A 19,131-nucleotide genomic window follows, 5' to 3' on the forward strand; every position below is an offset into this window, starting at 1 on the left:
TCAGCTGCCGGCTCGCGCGGACACCTTCGTCACCCAGTAGGGCGTGGTCGGTGTCGGGGTGGTGCTGAACCGGGCGTTGGGCAGGTAGAGGTCGCCGCGGTAGCGGGCGACCGTGGTCGGCACGTCGAAGCTGGTGTCCTCATCGAGGTCGGCGGCGGTGATCGTGCGGACCAGTCGACCGCTGAGCCCGCTGCGTGAGAGGCGCAGGACGGCGACCTCGTTGAGCCGGTTGCGCACGACGTAGAGCGTCTGGCCGTGGCGCAGCATGCCGTCGCCCATCGTGAGCGATGCGCCACCCAGGTCGACCTCCGTGGCCGCCCCGGTGCCGGGGTCGACCCGGTAGAGCAGCCCGCTGGTCGAGTTGACCACGAGGAGGTGGCGCCCGCTCGGCGTGGTGCTGATGCCGTTGGCCCCGAAGCCCGTGCCCTGCACCCAGTCGCCGGTGAGCGGGAGGGTGGTGGCCGTGGCGGCCGGTCCCCGCGCGCCGCGGGCGAGCCGATAGAGCTGCGGCTGCGAGGAGTCGGTGAACCAGGCGGCATCCCGGGTCAGGACGACGTCGTTGACGAACGCGGGCCCGGTGGTGAGGGCCAGGTCCGCCACCACGGCGCCGGTGTCGGTGTCGACGACCCGGGCCGTGCCGGACGTGCCGCCGGCGACGTACAACAGGCCGCTGCGGTCGGACTTCAGCCCCACCGACGGCGTGCCGGGGCCTTGGCTGATGACCTTCCCCCGGCCGGTGCGCAGCGACACCTCGTAGATGTCGCCGTCCGCTCTCGAGCCGAACCAGGCCGTCGGCCCCGGTCCGATCGCGATCCCCTCGGGCTGGAAGCCGTCCGGCAGCGCGATGCGGGAGGGGAAGGCGCCGTCGAGCGGCACGGCCCGGGCCGTGGCGGGTGGCGCGCTGGTGAGCACGGTCAGGCCGAGCACAGCAGCGGCGCCGGAGACGAGCAGACGACCCATGGTGCACCTCCGAGTAGGTGGGACCTTCGACCGTAGCCCTGTCCTGGTGGTCGGACCAGGGCCATGGCGCTGCCACCGCCGCGACGGCCGCCTGACCTGCGGATATTGCGTGGCGGAGGGAGCCGTCGCAGGCGCACACTCCATCCGTGCTCAACCCCCACCCGACGCGCTACGCCGAGCTCAACGGCGTGCTGCACGACCTCGTCACCGGCGCCCACGACGCGCTGGGTGAGTCGATGGTCGGCGCCTACCTGCAGGGGTCGTTCGCCCTCGGCGCCGGGGACGAGCACAGCGACTGCGACTTCCTGGTCGTGGTGCGCGAGCGGCCCGACGCCGGGCAGGAGTCCGCGCTGCGACGCCTCCACGGCGACCTGCCCCACCGCGCCGGCTTCTGGTGGGGCCACCTCGAGGGCTCGTACGCCGTCGCTGCCGACCTGCGCACGACCGCCGGGCTGGGCCGCGAGTGGCTCTACGTCGACCACGGGTCGGACCGCATGCAGTGGTCGACGCACTGCAACCAGCCCTGGACCCGATGGATCCTGCGCGAGCACGGCATCACGCTGGCCGGCCCGTGCTCGGTGGAGCTGGTCGAGCCGGTGCCCGTGGAGGTGCTGCGCGACACGGCGCGCGCGGGCCTGGCGACGCTCGTCGACGAGGTGCTCGGCTGGTGCCCGCCGACGGTCGCGTGGTGCCAGCGCTACCTGGTCGTGCAGGCCAGTCGCAGCCTCTACACGGTCCGCACCGGCGAGGTGGCCAGCAAGCGCGACGCGCTGCGGTGGGCGATGGTGCACGGCGATCCCGCGTGGCGGCCTCTCCTGCAGCAGGTGCTGGCCGACCGCGACCTCGGCCTCGACCCGCAGGCGCCGCCGCGGCCAGGGGCGATGGAGGCCGCGCGCGAGTTCGCGGCGTACGTCGCGCGCGTTGCCTGACTCGCTACCCTTCGCAGCATGCATCCCGAGGTCGACCCGCCCGAGACCGACTTCGACCACGAGGAGCTGCGCGCCTTCTGGGACCTCGCCCGCTTCCACGCCAAGCTCAACGCGGCCCCGAGCTACTTCGGCCCCACCGCGCTGGAGTCCGTGCCGCCGCCCGCCTGGGCCTACGGCGAGACAGCGGGGGAGTCCGACGCGTTCGTCGCCCAGGTGCTGGCCGACGAGAAGGGAGCGACGACCGCTCCCGCCGTGGAGTACGCCGGCGAGCTGCCCGAGGTCGGTGTGCTGTCGATCCTGTGCGACGGCGCCGGCAAGCCCCGCGCGCTGGTCCAGGTCTCCGACGTCACGCTGTCGGGCGACGACGTCGCCGAGTCATTCACGGTCGTCTACAGCGCCTGATCCCGCGCACTGCGCGCCGGCGCGTGTGGGAGAGTCCTCGCATGGCTGAGCGGATGACCTACCTCCTCGTCGACGGGGAGAACATCGACGCCACCCTGGGCACCTCGATCCTGGGTCGGCGTCCGCGTCCGGAGGAGCGTCCCCGCTGGGACCGCCTGCTCGAGTGGGCCGAGCGTGCCTTCGACCAGGACGTGACCGGCCTGTTCTTCCTCGCCGCCACCACCGAGCTGCCGACCAGCTTCGTCCAGGCGCTGCTCGCGATCGGCTTCAAGCCGATCCCGCTGAGCGGCGAGGGCAAGATCGTCGACATCGCCATCCAGCGCACCGCCGAGGCGCTGGTGCACCGCGAGGCCGACGTGGTGCTGGTCAGCCACGACGGCGACTTCGTCGACCAGGTCTCCGCGCTCTGCGACGGCAGCCGACAGGTCGGCGTCATCGGGTTCACCGAGTTCGTCAACTCGCAGTTCCGCAGCCTGCCCGGCGTGCGGATCTTCGACCTGGAGTACGACCTGGGTGCCTTCAACTCCCCGCTCCCGCGCGTGCGGGTCATCCCGATCGACCAGTTCGACCCCCTCGACTTCCTCTGAGCCCTTCATCTCGATGGTGTAGCACTCTTGCTATCTCGATAGCACGAGGACTACATTCGGGCGATGAGCACCACACGGGGGACGGTCATCGAGGTCAGCGACCTCCGGATGCGCTACGGCGACAAGGACGTGCTGAGCGGCGTCGAGTTCGCCATCGAGGCGGGCGAGGTGGTCTGCCTGCTCGGGCCCAACGGGGCCGGCAAGACCACGACCGTCGAGATCCTGGAGGGGTTCCGCGCCCCGTCCGCCGGCGACGTCCGGGTGCTCGGCGAGGACCCCCGCCGGGCCAGCCAGGCGTGGCGGGCCCGCACGGGCGTGGTGCTGCAGTCGTGGCGCGACCACGCGCGGTGGACCCCGCGCACGCTGCTCGACCAGATGGGGGGCTACTACGCGCCCTACTCCACCGACGAGCGCACACGCCCGGTGCCGACCGACGAGCTGCTCGAGACGGTCGGCCTCGTCGACCTCGCCGACCAGAAGATCGTCACCTTCTCCGGCGGCCAGCGTCGCCGCCTCGACGTCGCCATGGGCATCATCGGCCGCCCCGAGGTGCTGTTCCTCGACGAGCCGACGGCCGGCTTCGACCCGCAGGCACGGCGCGACTTCCACCAGGTCGTCCACCGCCTGGCCGACCTCGAGCACACCACGATCCTGCTCACCACCCACGACCTCGACGAGGCCGAGAAGCTCGCCGACCGGGTGCTGGTGCTCGCGGGTGGCCGGATCGTCGCCGACGACACAGCCGAGCGGCTGGCGTTGCGCGCCTCCCTCGGGGTCGAGGTGAAGTGGACGCGCGGCGGCGAGCGCTTCGTGCACTCGGCCGAGGACCCCACCGACTTCGTCCGCAGGCTCCTCAACGAGCCGGGTGAGCCGGTGGTCGACCTGGAGGTGCGTCGGGCCAGTCTCGAGGACGCCTACCTCGACCTCGTGCAACGGCACGAGGCGGCGGAGGCCGACGAGGCCGTCCGCGCCTTCTCGAGGGCGGTGTGAGATGGCGACGCTGACGACACGGGGGACCGCCGGCACGGCGCACGCCGTACGCCTCGGGCTGGGTCGCGGGTGGACCGAGTTCGTCCAGGGCCTGCGCAGCACCCAGGACCAGTGGTTCTACCTCTCCACGGCGTTCCTCGCCGTGGGCTACCTCTACCTGCGCCGCGACACCGTGGTCGACGGGTCCGGCCTGCTCCTGCCGTCGGTCGCCCTGCCCAGCATCCTCGCCGGCCTGATCGTCTTCGGGCTCGTCATCGGCCCGGCCTACAGCCTGGCCATGGAGAAGGAGGACGGCACCCTGCTGCGCGCGAAGGCCGTGCCGCGCGGCCTCACGGGCTACTTCACCGGACAGCTCGTCCTCCACTCGGCGAGCCTGGTCCCGCAGACCGTCGCCGTGCTGGTGCCGAGCTTCCTGCTCTTCGACGACCTGATGGCTCATCCGAGCGGCTGGTTCACCATCGCCTGGGTGATGGTGCTGGGGCTCCTGGCCGCCCTGCCCATCGGCATGATGATCGGCGCGCTGGTGCCGTCGGTGCAGAAGGTCGGCATGTGGGGCATGCTCCCGGTCATGGCGCTGGCCGGGATCTCCGGCATCTTCTACCCGATGCAGGCGCTGTGGGGCTGGGTGCAGGTCGTGGCGCAGGTGTTCCCGATGTACTGGATGGGTCTGGGCATGCGCTCGGCGTTCCTGCCCGACTCCTACGTCGGCGCCGAGCTCGGCGAGTCGTGGCGCACGGCCGAGACGGTCGCCGTGCTCGGCGCGTGGGCCGTCCTCGGCGCCCTCGTCGCGCCGGCGCTGCTGCGCCGCATGGCCAACCGCCAGTCGGGCTCGCAGGTCGCCGCCGCACGCGAGGCCGCCACCCAGTGGGTCAAGTGAGCGAGTCGGTGCACAACCGCATCGCCCTGCTGCGCGCCGAGCAGGGCGTCTCGCGCCGCGAGCTCGCCTCCGCCCTGGGGGTCCACTACCAGACGGTGGGCTACCTCGAGCGCGGCGAGAACAGTCCCAGCCTCGACCTCGCGCTGCGCATCGCGGAGTTCTTCGGGGTCCCGGTGGAGGCGGTCTTCTCGCTGAGGCCGTTCCCCCGGATCAGTGACCAGTCCGGGCACATCGCCTGAGCGCCCGCTAGCGTGCGGGCGTGCCCGTCGTCCTCGTCCCGACCGCCCGCTGGGAGCGGTGGGTCGCCAACTTCACCGCGAGCCACGGCGGGGCGGAGCTGACGGTCGCCGACGGGACGCTCCGGGGACAGGCGGGCGACGGCTCGCACTTCACCGCCCGGCTGCCGTTCGGGGCGACGTACGCCGGAGCGCCGGAGGCCGGTGCCTTCGCAGCGGCGGCCCGCCCGCCGGGGGAGTGGGGCGTGCTGCTCGTGCGCAAGGGCGGCTTCGCCGTCGCCCGGCTGCGCGGTGACTCGATGGTCGAGCGCAAGATCGGGCAGCGGCACGTGCAGGGCCGCACCAAGGCCGGCGGCCAGAGCCAGCAGCGCTTCGCCCGCCGTCGCGACAACCAGGCGCGGCAGGCCTACGAGGCCGCGGCCGACCACGCCGCGCGGATCCTGGCCGGGGTGCGCGTCGCCGTCGCCGGCGGCGACCGTGGCGCGGTCGACGCCGTCCTGGGCGACCCGCGGCTGTCGTCGCTCGCCCTCGTCGACCCGTGGCTCGCGGTGCCCGACCCGAGGCGGGCGGTCCTCGACGCGGCGGTCCTGGACGCCCAGGCGATCGAGGTCGACGTCGTCAACGCCTGACGCGCCGCAGCGACACGCCCTATCCTCCCTGGGTGTGAGCACTCCGATCGAGGTCCGCAGCCTGGTCAAGACCTTCGGGAGGACGCGAGCGCTCGACGGGCTCGACCTCGAGGTGGCTGCCGGGGAGGTGCACGGCTTCCTGGGGCCCAACGGGTCGGGGAAGTCGACCACGATCCGGGTGCTGCTCGGGCTGCTTCGCGCCACCGCGGGGGAGGCCCGGCTGCTCGGCGGCGACCCGTGGGCCGACGCCGCCCGGCTGCACCGGAGGCTGGCGTACGTCCCGGGCGACGTGACGCTGTGGCCCAACCTCACCGGCGGCGAGGTCATCGACCTGCTCGGCCAGCTGCGCGGCGGCGTCGACGAGCGGCGTCGCGCCGACCTGGTCGAGCGCTTCGAGCTCGACCCGTCGAAGAAGGGCCGCACCTACTCCAAGGGCAACCGGCAGAAGGTCGCCCTGGTCGCGGCGCTCGCCAGCGACGTCGAGCTGCTGCTCCTCGACGAGCCCACCAGCGGCCTGGACCCGTTGATGGAGGCGGTCTTCCAGCAGTGCGTCGAGGAGTTCCGCTCCGCCGGCGGCACCGTCCTGCTCTCCAGCCACATCCTGGCCGAGGTCGAGCGGCTCTGCGACCGGGTGAGCATCATCCGCGCCGGGCGCTGCGTGGAGTCCGGCACCCTCGCCGAGCTGCGCCACCTCACGCGGACGACGGTGCGCGCCGAGACCGCCCGGCCGGTGGACCGGCTGGCCGGGATGGACGGCGTGCACGACCTGGCGTCGGACGGCCAGCGGGTCGCGTTCGAGGTCGACGCCGCGGCGCTGCCCGACGCGCTCGCCGCCCTGCAGGACGTCGGCGTCGTGGCCCTCACCGCGACGCCGCCGACGCTCGAGGAGCTGTTCCTGCGCCACTACGGCGACGATGTCACCGCGGGTGCGGGGCCGGAGGGACCCCGGTGACGGGGACGCTAATCCTCCTGCGCCACTTCCTGCGGCGCGACCGGTGGATGATCCTCGCCTGGTCGGCCGGCATCACGCTCCTCTACTGGGCGCAGGCGGTCAGCGTCGAAGGGCTCTACGCCACGCAGGAGGAGCTCGACCGGGCGGCCGCCGCGATGCAGGGCAACGCCGCCTTCGTCGCGATGGCGGGACCGGCGCGGGCGCTGGACACGGTGGGTGGCCAGGTCGCGTGGCAGGCGACGGCGTTCGGCGCGATCTGCGCCGGGTTGATGTCGATGTTCCTGGTCGTGCGGCACACGCGGGCCGAGGAGGAGTCCGGTCGCGACGAGCTGCTGCGCGCTGCCGCGGTCGGCCGGACGGCCCCCACCGCGGCCGCGGTGCTGGTGGCGGTGGTCGCCAACGTCCTCACCGGCGCCCTCGTGGCCGCCAGCCTCGTGGTCTTCCCCCTCGCCGCCGCCGACTCCGTCGCCCTGGGGGTCGGGCTCGCGGCCGTCGGCCTGGTGTTCGCCGCGGTGGCCCTGCTCGCCGCGCAGCTCACCTCCGGCCCGCGGGCGGCGTACGGACTCACCGGGGCGGTGATCGGCGCGGCGTTCGTGCTGCGGGCGATCGGCGACGTCGGATCGCCCGTGCTCACCTGGCTCTCGCCGATCGGCTGGTACCAGGGGATGCACGCCTTCTCCGGTCTGCGGTGGTGGCCGCTGCTGCCGCTCGTCGTCGCGGCGGCGGCCACCGTCGCGGCCGCAGCGTGGGCCTTCGGCCGCCGCGACCACGGTGCCGGGGTGCTCGCCGCCCGCCCCGGCCCGACGAGGGCCGCGCCCCGGCTCGGCACGCCGCTCGGGCTGGCCTGGCGGCTCCAGCGCGGCACGCTCGTCGGATGGAGCCTCGGCCTGCTGGTGACCGGGCTGGCCTACGGGTCGCTGGGCAGCGACGTCGGCGACCTCCTCGGCGACTCGGCCGCCACCGAGGAGATCCTCGCCCGCGGCAGCGCGGACCTCGTCGACGGCTTCTACGCCACCTCGATCCTGATGCTGGCCCTGATGGCGTGCGGATACGCCGTCTCGACCGCGCTCCGCCCGCGCCACGACGAGGCCACCGGCGTCGTCGAGGTGCTGCTGGCGACCGGCCTGTCCCGGCGCCGCTGGCTGCTCGCCCAGACCGTCCTGACCGTGGCGGGGTCGGCGGTCGTGGTCACCGCGGCCGGGCTGGGGCTCGGGGTGGGCTACGCCCTCACGACCGGCGACTCGGGCGCGGTCGGCACCTATCTCGTCGCCTCGCTGCCCTACCTCGCCCCGGTCCTGGTGATGAGCGCGCTGGCGCGCCTGCTCTTCGGCCTCCGCCCCCGCCTCGCGTCGCTGGCGTGGCTGGCGCTGCTGCTCGCCGTGGTCGTGATGCTCTTCGGCGAGCTGCTCCGGATGCCCGGGTGGCTGCAGGACCTCTCGCCCTTCCACCACCTCGCGCTCGTCCCGGCGGAGGACTTCCGGTGGAGCCCGTTCCTGGTCCTGCTCGGCGTCGCGGGCGCGCTCAGCGCCGCGGGCCACCTGCTCTTCGGCCGCCGCGACGTCGAGGTGCGCTAGGTTCGCGCGCATGGACGGGTCGACCGCGGCGGTCTGGCAGCCCGAGCCCGGGTGGCAGCGGCTGTCGGGAGCGGGCCCGGCGACCGTCGGCCTCTGGGCAGCGACCCACCGGGGTCGCGAGGTGGTGGTGAAGCGGCTCGGCAGGCCCGACCCGCACGACGCCCCGGGCGTCCTGGTGCCGTCCGACGTCAACTACTGGCGCCGAGCCGCCGACGTCGCCCTCAGCGGGGTGGTGGCCGGCTCGCCCGGGCTGCGCGAGGCCCCCGTCGTGCGGGTGGAGGAGGACGACGAGGGCATCACCCTCGTGCACGAGCGGGTGGCGACCACCGACCCTCCGGGCCTGTGGCTGGCGGCCTGCCTGGGCCGTTTCGCCGCGGTCGACCTCGGCGACCACGCGTGGCTGGCTCGCGAGCAGCTGCGCAGCCGCCTGCGCCTCGTCGAGCGCCGCGGCGGCTGGCGCACGCTGGCCCGCACGCCGGTCGCCGACATCGCCGACCACCTCTGGGCCCGTCGTACGAGCTGGCTCGACCGGTGCGACGCGCTGCCGCAGGTAGCGCAGCACGGCGACCCCTCGGCCGCCAACATCCCGGGCCGCCACGGCGACGGCGCGGTGGCGATCGACTGGGCGCACCTGGGCCGGGGGCCGGTGGGCTCCGACCTGGGCTACCTCTCCCTCGCCACCCGCGAGGACATCGACCCGCTCGTGGAGGCGTACGTCGACGCGCTGCCCGCCGGGCTCGCGAGCCGCGCCGACGTGGTGACCGGCGCCCGGGTGATGGCCGTCTACACCGCGCTCACCCGGCTCGACTGGGCGCTCGCCCGGGTCGCCGACGGCGAGGGCGCGCTGGCCGGCAAGTTCCGCCACCCCAGCGTGGCGCCCTACATCCACTCCATGCAGCGCCAGATCGCCCAGATCGAGGCGCTGCTCAGCGACGCCTGACCGGCTGGGGCGCGAGGGCCGGCGGGCGGCTCAGAGCCGGGGGGCCGAGAAGGTGTCGCACGACTCGAGGGTGCCCTCCTCGTAGCCGCGGGTGAACCATGCCATCCGCTGGGCGGCCGACCCGTGGGTCCACCCCTCGGGGTCCACGCCCTGGCCCGACTTCTGCTGGATCCGGTCGTCGCCCACGGCCTTGGCCGAGTCGAGGGCCTCCGCGATGTCGCCCTGGTCGAGGTCGGCGAGGATGCCGTCGCCGTCGCTGGCGTCGCGGGTCCACATGCCGGCGTAGCAGTCGGCCTGCAGCTCGAGCCGGACGGCGTCGGAGTCGGCGCCCTGCTGCGTGCGGACCTTGCCCATCGTGCCCATCAGGTTCTGGATGTGGTGGCCGTACTCGTGGCCGAGCACGTAGGGCTCGACGAAGTCGCCGCCCTGGCCGCCGAGCTGGTCCTGCAGGACGTCGTCGAAGAACGTGGTGTCGAGGTAGATCTGCTGGTCCGGCGGGCAGTAGAAGGGGCCCACCTGCGACGACGCCTCGCCGCAGCCGGTCGACACGGCGCCGGAGAAGGTGTTGATGGCCGCGGGGGAGAACTCCGTGCCGGCCTGCGCGGGCAGGGTGTCGGCCCAGTAGTTCTCCAGCGAGAGCGCCACGGCCACGCGTGCGCAGTCGGGGTCGTCGTTGGCATCGGCGCCGGTGCGGCAGTTGGCGTAGCGCTCGTCGCCGGTGTCGATGCCCTCGGGCTGGGCCTGGCCCTGGGAGCCCGTGCCCCCGCCGTCCGACATGAGGCCGGTGCACTGGGTGAGCACCACGAACAGCACGATGATCAGGATGCCCCCGATGCCGCCGCCGGCCCGGGCGCCGCCCGGCATCGGCATCCGCATCCCGCCTCCGGCCGCACCACCGCGTCCACCGCCACGGCCCGCGTCGCTGACCCGGCCCCTGCTGATGTCGGCCTTCGGGTTGAAGCGCATGGACGTCGCCTTTCCGCGGTCGATGACGGTCGTACCGACCTGCGGGGAGGCTATCGCGTGCGTCGCCGATGGGGCTCCGGCCTTCACCCCTTCGTAGGATGTCGCCCGAGATGATCACCGCCCAGAAGCTCGAGGTCCGAGCCGGCGCGCGACTCCTCATGGAGGACGTCACCTTCCGCATCGCCGCAGGCGACAAGGTGGGCCTCGTGGGGCGCAACGGAGCCGGCAAGACGACCCTCACCCGAATCCTCGCCGGCGAGGGCCAGCCCGCCTCGGGCCAGGTCCTGCGCACCGGCGACGTCGGCTACCTCCCGCAGGATCCCCGCGTCGGCGACCCCGAGGTCCTCGCCCGCGACCGCATCCTGTCGGCCCGCGGCCTCGACGACGTCGTACGCCGCCTGCGCGAGGCCGAGATCGACATGGCCAGCGAGGACCCCCGCACGCACGAGCGCGGCATGAAGCGGTGGACCCGCGCGGACGCCGAGCTGCACGCCGGCGGCGGCTACGCCGCGGAGTCCGAGGCCGCCCAGATGGCCGCGGCGCTCGGCATCGAGGAGCGCCTGCTCGCCCAGCCGATCGGCACGCTGTCCGGCGGCCAGCGACGCCGCGTCGAGCTGGCCCGCATCCTCTTCTCCGGCGCCGAGATCATGCTGCTCGACGAGCCGACCAACCACCTCGACGCCGACTCGATCGTCTGGCTGCGCGACTTCCTCAAGGCCCACCGCGGCGGGTTCGTGGTCATCAGCCACGACAACGCCCTGCTCGAGCAGACGGTCAACAAGGTCTTCCACCTCGACGCCAACCGCGCCGTGATCGACATCTACAACATGGGCTGGCACAACTACCTGACCCAGCGCGAGGACGACGAGAAGCGCCGCCGGCGCGAGCGCCAGAACGCCGAGAACAAGGCCAAGGTGCTCACCGACCAGGCCAACAAGATGCGCGCCAAGGCCACCAAGGCCCAGGCCGCGCAGTCGATGCTCAAGCGCGCCGAGAAGATGATGGCGGGCATCGAGACCGAGCGGCAGGCCGACAAGGTCGCCCGGATCGCGTTCCCGGAGCCGGCTCCCTGCGGCAAGACACCGCTGATGGGCACCGACCTGTCGAAGTCCTACGGCTCGCTCGAGGTCTTCACCGCCGTCGACCTGGCGATCGACCGGGGCAGCCGCGTGGTGATCCTGGGCCTCAACGGCGCCGGCAAGACCACGATGCTGCGCATCCTGGCCGGCGTCGACAAGCCCGACACCGGCGAGGTCGTGCCCGGCTACGGGCTCAAGATGGGCTACTACGCCCAGGAGCACGAGACGCTCGACGTCAACCGGACGGTGCTGGAGAACATGCACAGCGCGGCCCCGGAGCTCACCGACACCCAGGCCCGCTCGGTGCTCGGGTCGTTCCTCTTCTCCGGCGACGACGCCCACAAGCCGGCCGGCGTCCTCTCCGGCGGGGAGAAGACCCGGCTCGCCCTGGCGATCCTCGTGGTCTCCAGCGCCAACGTGCTGCTCCTCGACGAGCCCACCAACAACCTCGACCCGGCCTCCCGCGAGGAGGTGCTCCACGCGATCCGCAGCTACACCGGCGCGATCGTCCTGGTCACCCACGACGAGGGAGCGGTGCGCGCGCTCGACCCCGACCGGGTGCTCCTGCTGCCCGACGGCGACGAGGACCTCTGGAGCGACGAGTACGCCGACCTGGTGTCCCTCGCCTGACCGCTCGCGGACGTCCACCGACGTTACTGACGAGTAGTAACCTGTCGGCATGACTCCCGAAGAGCTCGCCGCGGTCGGCCTCCGTCTCGACGTCGTCGACGCCGTCGCCACGATCACCCTCGACCGGCCCGAGGTGCGCAACGCGCAGACGCCGGCCATGTGGCTGGCCCTCGCCGAGCTGGGCGCCGCGTTGCCCGCGGAGGTGAAGGTCGTGGTCGTCACCGGGGAGGGCGAGACGTTCTCCGCCGGCCTCGACCGGGCGATGCTCGACCCGGCCAACTCAGGCGAGGGCACCGTGCTGGGGCTGCTGGCCCTCAGCGACGAGGAGGCGTCCGCGCGGATCGAGGAGTTCCAGCGCGGCTTCACGTGGCTGCGCGACCCGCGCTTCGTCTCCATCGCGAAGGTGCGCGGCCACGCCATCGGGGCCGGCTTCCAGCTGGCGCTGTCGTGCGACCTCCGCGTGGTCGCCGACGACGCCAAGCTGTCGATGAAGGAGTCGGCCCTCGGGCTGGTGCCCGACCTCACCGGCACCAAGCCCCTGGTCGAGCACGTCGGCTACGCCCGGGCGCTGGAGCTCTGCGCGACGGCCCGCGTGGTGACGGGGGAGGAGGCCACGCGCATCGGGCTCGCCACGGCGTGCGTCCCGGCCGCCCAGCTCGACGCCGCGGTCGCCGACCTGGCGTCCGCGCTGGTCGCCCCGATGCCGGGGGTGCTCAGCGAGACCAAGGCGCTGTTGCGGGGCGCGGCCGACCGCGACCTCGACGAGCAGCGCCGCCTGGAGCGGGAGGCGCAGGTACGCCGGTTCCGCGCGGTCGCGGCGGCGTTCGCGGGCTGAGGCGCCCACCGCCGTCGGTGGTGTCGGCGCCGCGAGGAACAATCGGGCCCCGCCGCGGGTTGACGCGGGTGGACCTCAGGAGGAGTTGGCATGTCGATGGGACCGGGTGCGGGTGGCCCGCCGTGGCGACACCTGCGCAGTGACCGGAGCGTCGTCGACAACAAGATCGAGCGCAGCACGCTGCGCCGGGTGCTCGGCTTCGCCCGCCCACACCGCAGGCTGATCGTCGCGTTCCTCGCCGTCACCGTCGTCGACGCCGCCCTCGTGGTGGCGCCCCCGCTGCTGCTCAAGGCGATCATCGACGACGGCGTACGCACCGGCGACATCTCGCTCGTCGTCCTGCTGGCCGCTCTCGTGGCGGTCGTGGCGGTGCTGAGCGCCGGGTTCGGCCTGATCACCGGCTGGCTGTCGAGCCGGATCGGTGAGGGCCTGATCTACGACCTCCGCACCCGCGTGTTCGCCCACGTGCAGCGCCAGTCGCTCGCGTTCTTCACCCGCACCCAGACCGGTGCTCTCGTCAGCCGGCTCAACAACGACGTGATCGGTGCGCAGCGAGCGTTCACGTCCACGCTCCAGGGCACCGTCTCCAACATCATCGCCGCCGTGGTGGTGGGCGTCACCATGCTGTTCCTGAGCTGGCCGGTGACGCTGCTGTGCCTCGCGCTCTTCCCGATCCTCCTGCTGGCGTCGCGCTGGGTGGGCAACCGCCTGGCCGACCTGTCGCGCGAGCAGATGGACGGCAACGCCGACCTCGGCAACGCCATGACCGAGCGCTTCAACGTCGGCGGCGCGATGCTGCTCAAGCTCTTCGGCCGGCGCGAGGCCGAGGACGTCGCCTACGCGCAGAAGGCCGCGGTCGTCCGCGACCTCGGCATCCGGATCTCGCTGCTGACCCGCATCTTCTTCGCCGCGATGACGCTGGTGCCCTCCCTCGCCACCGCTCTGGTCTACGGCATCGGCGGCTGGCTCGCCATCCGCGGCGACCTCTCGGTCGGCACGATCGTCGCGCTCGGCGTCCTGCTCACCCGGCTGCTCGGCCCCCTCCAGGGCCTCTCCAACGTGCGCATCGACGTGATGACGGCCCTCGTCAGCTTCGACCGGGTCTTCGAGGTGCTCGACCTGCCGTCCCTGATCCAGGAGAAGCCGGACGCCGTCGTGCTGCCCCCGACGGCGTCACGGCTGGAGTTCGACCACGTCGCGTTCACCTACCCGCGTGCCGACCAGATCTCCCTCGCCTCGCTCGAGACCGTCGCGCGCACCGAGTCGCGCGACACCGGGCAGGTGCTCCACGACGTCAGCTTCACCGCCGAGCCCGGGCAGATGGTCGCCCTCGTGGGGCCGTCCGGCGCCGGCAAGACGACCGTGACGCACCTCGTGGCCAGGCTCTACGACGTCGAGTCCGGAGCGGTGCGCGTCGGCGGCCACGACGTGCGCGACGTGACCCTCCAGTCGCTGGAGGACGTCGTCGGCTACGTCACCCAGGACGCCCACATGTTCCACGACACCATCCGGGCCAACCTCCTCTACGCCCGCCCGGAGGCGAGCGACGCCGACGTCTGGGCGGCCCTCGAGGCGGCGCAGATCGCCACGCTGGTGCGCTCGCTGCCCGACGGCCTCGACACCGTCGTCGGCGACCGGGGCTACCGGCTCAGCGGGGGAGAGCGGCAGCGGCTCGCGATCGCGCGCCTGCTGCTCAAGGCGCCGGCGATCGTGGTGCTCGACGAGGCCACCGCCCACCTCGACAGCGAGTCGGAGGCGGCCGTGCAGCAGGCGCTCGACGCCGCGCTCGAGGGGCGTACGTCGCTCGTGATCGCCCACCGGCTGTCCACGGTGCGCAATGCCGACCAGATCCTGGTCCTCGACGATGGCCGCGTGGTGCAACAGGGCACCCACGCCGAGCTGATGGCGGCCGGCGGCCTCTACGCCACGCTCCACGCGACGCAGTTCCAGGCCGACCGGGCCGTGCCCACGGCCGGCTAGCGACTGCTAGCGGTGCTCCTGCTGGTCGGCGCGGTCCTCCGCGTCGTCCTGGTCGAGCCGGTCGCGCCACGTGCGTCGTCGCGCCTGCACCGGCTGGGGCCGCTCCGTGCCGGTGGGCTTCGGGGCTGGTGGCTCGTTGCTGCCCCAGGGGCCGCGGCCGCCGCGCCACTCGTCGTAGATGAGGTAGAAGAACCCGAAGATGGCCAGGACCCCGAAGAACCACCACTGCAGGCCGTAGAAGAAGTGCGGGCCGTTGTCGAGCTCGGGGAGCTCGACGGGCACCAGCGCGGTCTCGGGCTCGGGCGACTCCGAGCGCAGGTCGACCCAGCCGCCGAGCACCTCGCGGTCGAGCGCCTCGGCGATGCGGCCGCTGTTGACCGCGCGGGTCGACTGGTCGGTGACCTCCGAGCTGTCGCCCTCGGCGTCACGGCGTACCCAGCCGGTCACCTCGACCTCGCCGGACGGCGGCTCGGGGACGTCGGCGGTGGTCGCGCCGCGGTTGTCGGTGGCGTACCAGCCGCGGTCGACGAGCAGGCTGGTGCCGTCCTCGAGCTCGAGCGGCACCACGACGTCGACACCGGCGGCGCCCTCGCGGGTGCGGTAGCGCACGATCACGGTGTCCTCGACGGCATAGGTGCCGGTGGCCTCCACGATGCGCCACTCGTCGGCTGCAGCGACCGGCCGGCCGGGGGCCAGCACGTCGGTGACCGGGGCGGGACCCGCCTTCTCGTTGCGCTCGATGATGTCGTTGCGCTCCTGGCGGTCCGCGAGGCGGTGGAACTGCCACTCGCCGAGCCGCCAGGCGACCCAGCCCAGGAAGACGACCACGAGCGCGAAGGCGATCCAGCGGCGTGAGACCAGGAACCGCAGCTTGTGCACCCGGCGAGGCTATCCGGCGCCTCCTGAGCGTTCCGGGGGGTGGTGCGGACGGCGTCGCTAGACTGTGACGGTGACGACACCCCTCGCTGACCGCTTCGGCCGGGTGGCCACGGACCTGAGGGTCTCGCTGACCGACCGCTGCAACCTCCGCTGCAACTACTGCATGCCGGCGGAGGGGCTCGACTGGCTGCCCACCGAGCAGACGCTGACCGACGACGAGGTCGTCCGGCTGGTCACGATCGGCGTGGAGCGGCTCGGCGTCCGAGAGGTGCGGTTCACCGGTGGCGAGCCGCTGCTGCGGCGAGGGCTGGTCGACATCGTCGGGCGTACGCACGCCCTCGGCGTCGAGACCTCGCTCACCACCAACGCCCTGGGGCTCTCACGCACCGCCGCCGCCCTCGCCGAGGCGGGGCTCGACCGCATCAACGCCAGCATCGACTCGGTGCGACCCGAGACCTTCGCCGCGATCACCCGCCGCGACCGCCTCAAGGACGTCGTGGCCGGCCTCGAGGCGGCCAAGGCCGCGGGGCTGGGGCCGATCAAGCTCAACGCGGTGCTGCTGCGCGGCGCCAACGACGACCAGGCCGCCGAGCTGCTGCGGTGGAGCATCGCGCACGGCTACGAGCTCCGCTTCATCGAGCAGATGCCGCTCGACGCCCAGCACGACTGGAGCCGGGCCGCGATGGTCACCGCCGACGAGATCCACCAGGCGCTGTCCGCCGAGTTCACCCTGACCCCCCACGGCGAGCCGAGGGGCAGCGCCCCGGCCGAGCTGTTCGACGTCGACGGCGGCCCGGCGACCGTCGGCATCATCGCCTCGGTGACCCGGCCCTTCTGCGGCGACTGCGACCGCGTCCGCCTGACCGCCGACGGCCAGGTGCGCAACTGCCTGTTCGCCCGTGAGGAGTCCGACCTGCGCACGGCGCTGCGCTCGGGCGCCGGCGACGAGGAGATCGCCGAGCGCTGGGTCATCGCGATGCTCGGCAAGCGCGCCGGGCACGGGATCGACGACGAGGCCTTCCTCCAGCCCGACCGCCCGATGTCCGCCATCGGGGGCTGAGCCGCCGGTCAGCGCTCGGGGCGGTGCTCCACGACGTCCTTGAGGAACCCGCGCGCGCCGAGGAAGTCCGAGAGCGAGGACCGGTGGTCCTCGCAGGCCAGCCACGACTTGCGGCGCTCCGGGGTGTGGATCTTCGGGTTGTTCCACTGCAGGTCCCACACGGCGTCGGCCTGGCAGCCCTTGGCCGAGCAGATGTCACGGTCGGGGTCCATCGGCGTCCTTCCGGCAGGTGGAACAGGTGGGCAGTGGCGGGGGAGCGAGCGTCAGGCGGCACCGCCGGACATGAGAAGTGCCGGACAGCCACGGGGGGAAGCTGTCCGGCACCTCGGTGCTGACGCAGACGGGGGATGCTGCGCTCGCGCGATGGATCATTCCAGACATGTGGATGAAAACAAAACTTCTCCCGCCGCCACGCACGGCAAAGGTTTCTCGTCAGTCCTCGTCGTCCTTGGCGCTCAGCTCGTGGGCTCCTGCGTTGGCGGGGAGCGTGAATCCGTCGTGGCGCTGGTCGTTGGCGTTGGCCATGACCACGGCGAACAGCGGCAGGAACACGGCGGCCGCGACCAGCACCCACCGCAGGATGCCCGGACCGACCGCGACGGCGGCGACGAAGCACACCAGGCGGATGCTCATCGACCAGGCGTAGCGTCGTTGACGCGAACGCATGTCGTCGGCGGCGTTGCTGCGAGCCGTGGTGATGCGCACGGCATCGGACTTGGCCATGGGGTCGAGTCTACGTCGCTAGGCTCACAGAACCACGGGCCCGGGGACGGTCCGCACGACGCCCACCAGGAGGAAGCATGACCAACCGCACCTACCGCGTCACCGAGATCGTCGGGACGTCTCCGGACGGCATCGACCAGGCCATCCGCAACGGCATCGAGCGGGCCGGCCAGACGCTGCGCCACATCGACTGGTTCGAGGTCACCCAGGTCCGCGGCCAGGCCAAGGACGGCGTCGTCGAGCACTTCCAGGTCGGCATGAAGGTGGGCTTCCGGCTCGAGGACGAGTGACCCGGCCGGGCGGGCGCGGCGTGATTCCCGATACCACCCGGTAATCACTAGCGTCGGGGAGCGTGAGCGAGATTCCCGGAGCCAGCACCCCCGCGCCCCGATCCGTCCTGGTGACGGGAGGCAACCGCGGGATCGGCCGCGCGATCGCCGAGGCCTTCATCGCCCAGGGCGACAAGGTCGCGGTCACCACCCGCAACGGCGGCGCGCCCGACGGTGCGCTCGACGTGCGCTGCGACATCACCGACCCGGACGCCGTCGAGGCGGCGTTCGCGCAGGTCGAGCAGGCGCACGGCCCGGTCGAGGTGCTGGTGGCCAACGCCGGCATCACCAAGGACACGCTGCTGCTGCGGATGAGCGAGGACGACTGGTCGTCGGTCATCGACACCAACCTCACCGGCACCTTCCGGCTCGCCAAGCGGGCCGCGAAGGGCATGCTGCGTCTGCGCCGCGGCCGCATCATCCTCATCTCGTCGGTGGTCGGCATGCTCGGCTCGGCCGGACAGGTCAACTACGCCGCGTCGAAGGCCGGCCTCGTCGGACTCGCACGCTCGCTCGCCCGCGAGCTGGGCAGCCGCTCGATCACCACCAACGTCGTCTCGCCCGGCTTCGTCGAGACCGACATGACCGACGTCCTCACCGACGACCAGAAGGCCGCCATCAAGACGCAGGTGCCGCTGGGTCGCTACGCCTCGCCCGCCGAGGTCGCCTCCGCCGTCACCTGGCTCGCGTCCGACGGCGCCGCCTACGTCACCGGGGCCGTGATCCCGGTCGACGGCGGCCTCGGCATGGGTCACTGATCCGCACCCCTCCTGCCCGACACGAAAGGTCCACAACATGGGAATCCTCGACGGCAAGCGCATCCTGGTCGCCGGCGTGACGATGGACAGCTCCATCGGCTTCGCCACCGCCAAGGTCGCCCAGGAGCAGGGCGCGACGGTGCTGATCTCCAACTTCGGCCGCGCGCTCGGCATCACCCGGCGCATCGCCAAGAGGCTCCCGCAGGAGCCCCCGGTGCTGGAGCTGGACGTCACCGACGAGAGCCACCTCGCGGGCCTGGCCGACCAGGTGCGCGAGCACGTGGACGGCCTCGACGGCGTCGTCCACTCGATCGCCTACGGCAACCCCGACACGCTGCTGGGCGGCAAGTTCCTGGACGGCCCGTGGGACGACGTCGCGCAGGCGGTGCAGGTCTCGGCGTACTCGCTGAAGTCGCTCGCCGTGGCGACCAGGCCGCTGCTCTCGCGCGGCTCGTCGATCGTCGGGCTGACCTTCGACGCCACCACCGCGTGGCCGGCGTACGACTGGATGGGCGTGGCGAAGGCGGCGCTGGAGAACACCTCGCGCTACGTCGCGCGCGACCTCGGTCCCGAGGGGATCCGCTGCAACCTCGTCTCGGCCGGCCCGCTGAAGACGCTGGCCGCGAAGGCGATCCCGGGGTTCGGCGACCTCGAGTCGGCGTGGAAGGACCGCGCGCCCCTCGGGTGGGACGAGTCCGACCACACCCCGACCGCCCAGGCCGTCGTGGCGCTGCTCAGCGACTTCTTCCCGGCCACGACGGGTGAGATCGTGCACGTCGACGGCGGATTCCACGCGATGGGCCTGTAGCACCGACG

At 72.9% G+C, this 19,131-nt stretch carries 22 protein-coding genes; 17 read left to right on the forward strand and 5 right to left on the reverse strand.

The window, feature by feature from the left end:
- Positions 1 to 960: an NHL repeat-containing protein gene (locus AC4H2S_RS19540; protein ID WP_491498649.1), complete on the reverse strand. Its 960-nt coding sequence runs from the start codon at positions 958 to 960 to the stop codon at positions 1 to 3.
- Between the two features lie 146 nt (positions 961 to 1,106).
- On the opposite strand from AC4H2S_RS19540, the gene AC4H2S_RS19545 reads away from it, so the two are divergent.
- The 10 genes from AC4H2S_RS19545 to AC4H2S_RS19590 all read left to right on the forward strand — a co-directional run bounded on the left by AC4H2S_RS19545 (position 1,107) and on the right by AC4H2S_RS19590 (position 9,076).
- Entirely contained in the window at positions 1,107 to 1,889 is a 783-nt protein-coding gene (locus tag AC4H2S_RS19545) for an aminoglycoside adenylyltransferase domain-containing protein (protein ID WP_491498650.1), read from the forward strand.
- Positions 1,890 to 1,907: 18 nt separating this feature from the next.
- Entirely contained in the window at positions 1,908 to 2,291 is a 384-nt protein-coding gene (locus AC4H2S_RS19550; RefSeq protein ID WP_491498651.1) for a hypothetical protein, read from the forward strand.
- A 41-nt stretch (positions 2,292 to 2,332) separates the two neighbouring features.
- Positions 2,333 to 2,878, forward strand: coding sequence for an NYN domain-containing protein (locus AC4H2S_RS19555; RefSeq protein ID WP_491498652.1), 546 nt, complete (start codon positions 2,333 to 2,335; stop codon positions 2,876 to 2,878).
- Positions 2,879 to 2,941: 63 nt separating this feature from the next.
- Positions 2,942 to 3,868 (forward strand): ABC transporter ATP-binding protein, encoded by a 927-nt coding sequence (locus AC4H2S_RS19560; protein ID WP_491498653.1) that lies wholly within the window; start codon positions 2,942 to 2,944, stop codon positions 3,866 to 3,868.
- Position 3,869: 1 nt separating this feature from the next.
- The gene (locus tag AC4H2S_RS19565; RefSeq protein ID WP_491498654.1) at positions 3,870 to 4,745 is read left to right on the forward strand and encodes an ABC transporter permease; all 876 of its coding nucleotides are present in this window, start codon (positions 3,870 to 3,872) and stop codon (positions 4,743 to 4,745) included.
- Positions 4,742 to 4,984 carry a helix-turn-helix transcriptional regulator gene (locus tag AC4H2S_RS19570; RefSeq protein WP_491498655.1) on the forward strand — a complete coding sequence of 81 codons (243 nt, stop codon included), beginning with the start codon at positions 4,742 to 4,744 and terminating at the stop codon, positions 4,982 to 4,984. The genes AC4H2S_RS19565 and AC4H2S_RS19570 overlap by 4 nt, the downstream gene beginning before the upstream one ends.
- Before the next feature lie 20 nt (positions 4,985 to 5,004).
- Complete coding sequence (locus AC4H2S_RS19575; RefSeq protein ID WP_491498656.1) at positions 5,005 to 5,610, forward strand: acVLRF1 family peptidyl-tRNA hydrolase; 606 nt, start codon at positions 5,005 to 5,007, stop codon at positions 5,608 to 5,610.
- 34 nt (positions 5,611 to 5,644) lie between these two features.
- Positions 5,645 to 6,562, forward strand: coding sequence for an ABC transporter ATP-binding protein (locus AC4H2S_RS19580; RefSeq protein ID WP_491498657.1), 918 nt, complete (start codon positions 5,645 to 5,647; stop codon positions 6,560 to 6,562).
- Entirely contained in the window at positions 6,559 to 8,136 is a 1,578-nt protein-coding gene (locus AC4H2S_RS19585; RefSeq protein WP_491498658.1) for an ABC transporter permease, read from the forward strand. The genes AC4H2S_RS19580 and AC4H2S_RS19585 overlap by 4 nt, the downstream gene beginning before the upstream one ends.
- 10 nt (positions 8,137 to 8,146) lie before the next feature.
- A complete protein-coding gene (locus tag AC4H2S_RS19590) occupies positions 8,147 to 9,076 on the forward strand; it encodes a phosphotransferase (RefSeq protein WP_491498659.1) in 930 nt (309 codons plus the stop codon).
- A 30-nt stretch (positions 9,077 to 9,106) separates the two neighbouring features.
- Here AC4H2S_RS19590 and ypfJ read toward each other — a convergent pair whose 3' ends face one another.
- Complete coding sequence (gene ypfJ / locus AC4H2S_RS19595) at positions 9,107 to 10,042, reverse strand: KPN_02809 family neutral zinc metallopeptidase (RefSeq protein ID WP_491498660.1); 936 nt, start codon at positions 10,040 to 10,042, stop codon at positions 9,107 to 9,109.
- A 110-nt stretch (positions 10,043 to 10,152) separates the two neighbouring features.
- Here ypfJ and AC4H2S_RS19600 point away from each other — a divergent pair, with 110 nt between their 5' ends.
- The 3 genes from AC4H2S_RS19600 (at position 10,153) to AC4H2S_RS19610 (ending at position 14,566) form a co-directional block, all read left to right on the forward strand.
- Positions 10,153 to 11,751 carry an ABC-F family ATP-binding cassette domain-containing protein gene (locus AC4H2S_RS19600; protein WP_491498661.1) on the forward strand — a complete coding sequence of 533 codons (1,599 nt, stop codon included), beginning with the start codon at positions 10,153 to 10,155 and terminating at the stop codon, positions 11,749 to 11,751.
- 49 nt (positions 11,752 to 11,800) lie between these two features.
- Positions 11,801 to 12,586 (forward strand): enoyl-CoA hydratase/isomerase family protein, encoded by a 786-nt coding sequence (locus tag AC4H2S_RS19605; protein ID WP_491498662.1) that lies wholly within the window; start codon positions 11,801 to 11,803, stop codon positions 12,584 to 12,586.
- Positions 12,587 to 12,676: 90 nt separating this feature from the next.
- Positions 12,677 to 14,566 carry an ABC transporter ATP-binding protein gene (locus AC4H2S_RS19610; RefSeq protein WP_491498663.1) on the forward strand — a complete coding sequence of 630 codons (1,890 nt, stop codon included), beginning with the start codon at positions 12,677 to 12,679 and terminating at the stop codon, positions 14,564 to 14,566.
- A gap of 6 nt (positions 14,567 to 14,572) precedes the next feature.
- Here AC4H2S_RS19610 and AC4H2S_RS19615 read toward each other — a convergent pair whose 3' ends face one another.
- Positions 14,573 to 15,445, reverse strand: a complete 873-nt coding sequence (locus AC4H2S_RS19615; protein ID WP_491498664.1) for an SURF1 family cytochrome oxidase biogenesis protein — start codon at positions 15,443 to 15,445, stop codon at positions 14,573 to 14,575.
- A 70-nt stretch (positions 15,446 to 15,515) separates the two neighbouring features.
- Here AC4H2S_RS19615 and moaA point away from each other — a divergent pair, with 70 nt between their 5' ends.
- The gene (moaA, locus tag AC4H2S_RS19620) at positions 15,516 to 16,505 is read left to right on the forward strand and encodes a GTP 3',8-cyclase MoaA (protein ID WP_491498665.1); all 990 of its coding nucleotides are present in this window, start codon (positions 15,516 to 15,518) and stop codon (positions 16,503 to 16,505) included.
- Positions 16,506 to 16,513: 8 nt separating this feature from the next.
- Here moaA and AC4H2S_RS19625 read toward each other — a convergent pair whose 3' ends face one another.
- Entirely contained in the window at positions 16,514 to 16,717 is a 204-nt protein-coding gene (locus tag AC4H2S_RS19625; protein WP_491498666.1) for an acetone carboxylase, read from the reverse strand.
- A 220-nt stretch (positions 16,718 to 16,937) separates the two neighbouring features.
- Complete coding sequence (locus AC4H2S_RS19630) at positions 16,938 to 17,228, reverse strand: DUF3099 domain-containing protein (RefSeq protein ID WP_491498667.1); 291 nt, start codon at positions 17,226 to 17,228, stop codon at positions 16,938 to 16,940.
- A 77-nt stretch (positions 17,229 to 17,305) separates the two neighbouring features.
- On the opposite strand from AC4H2S_RS19630, the gene AC4H2S_RS19635 reads away from it, so the two are divergent.
- The 3 genes from AC4H2S_RS19635 to fabI all read left to right on the forward strand — a co-directional run bounded on the left by AC4H2S_RS19635 (position 17,306) and on the right by fabI (position 19,123).
- Positions 17,306 to 17,518: a dodecin gene (locus AC4H2S_RS19635; protein WP_191197183.1), complete on the forward strand. Its 213-nt coding sequence runs from the start codon at positions 17,306 to 17,308 to the stop codon at positions 17,516 to 17,518.
- 62 nt (positions 17,519 to 17,580) lie between these two features.
- Positions 17,581 to 18,315 carry a 3-oxoacyl-[acyl-carrier-protein] reductase gene (gene fabG / locus AC4H2S_RS19640; protein ID WP_491498668.1) on the forward strand — a complete coding sequence of 245 codons (735 nt, stop codon included), beginning with the start codon at positions 17,581 to 17,583 and terminating at the stop codon, positions 18,313 to 18,315.
- Positions 18,316 to 18,352: 37 nt separating this feature from the next.
- Complete coding sequence (gene fabI, locus AC4H2S_RS19645) at positions 18,353 to 19,123, forward strand: enoyl-ACP reductase FabI (RefSeq protein ID WP_491498669.1); 771 nt, start codon at positions 18,353 to 18,355, stop codon at positions 19,121 to 19,123.
- Positions 19,124 to 19,131: the final 8 nt, after the last annotated feature.

The organism is Nocardioides sp. Z13_37 (genome assembly GCF_058355585.1).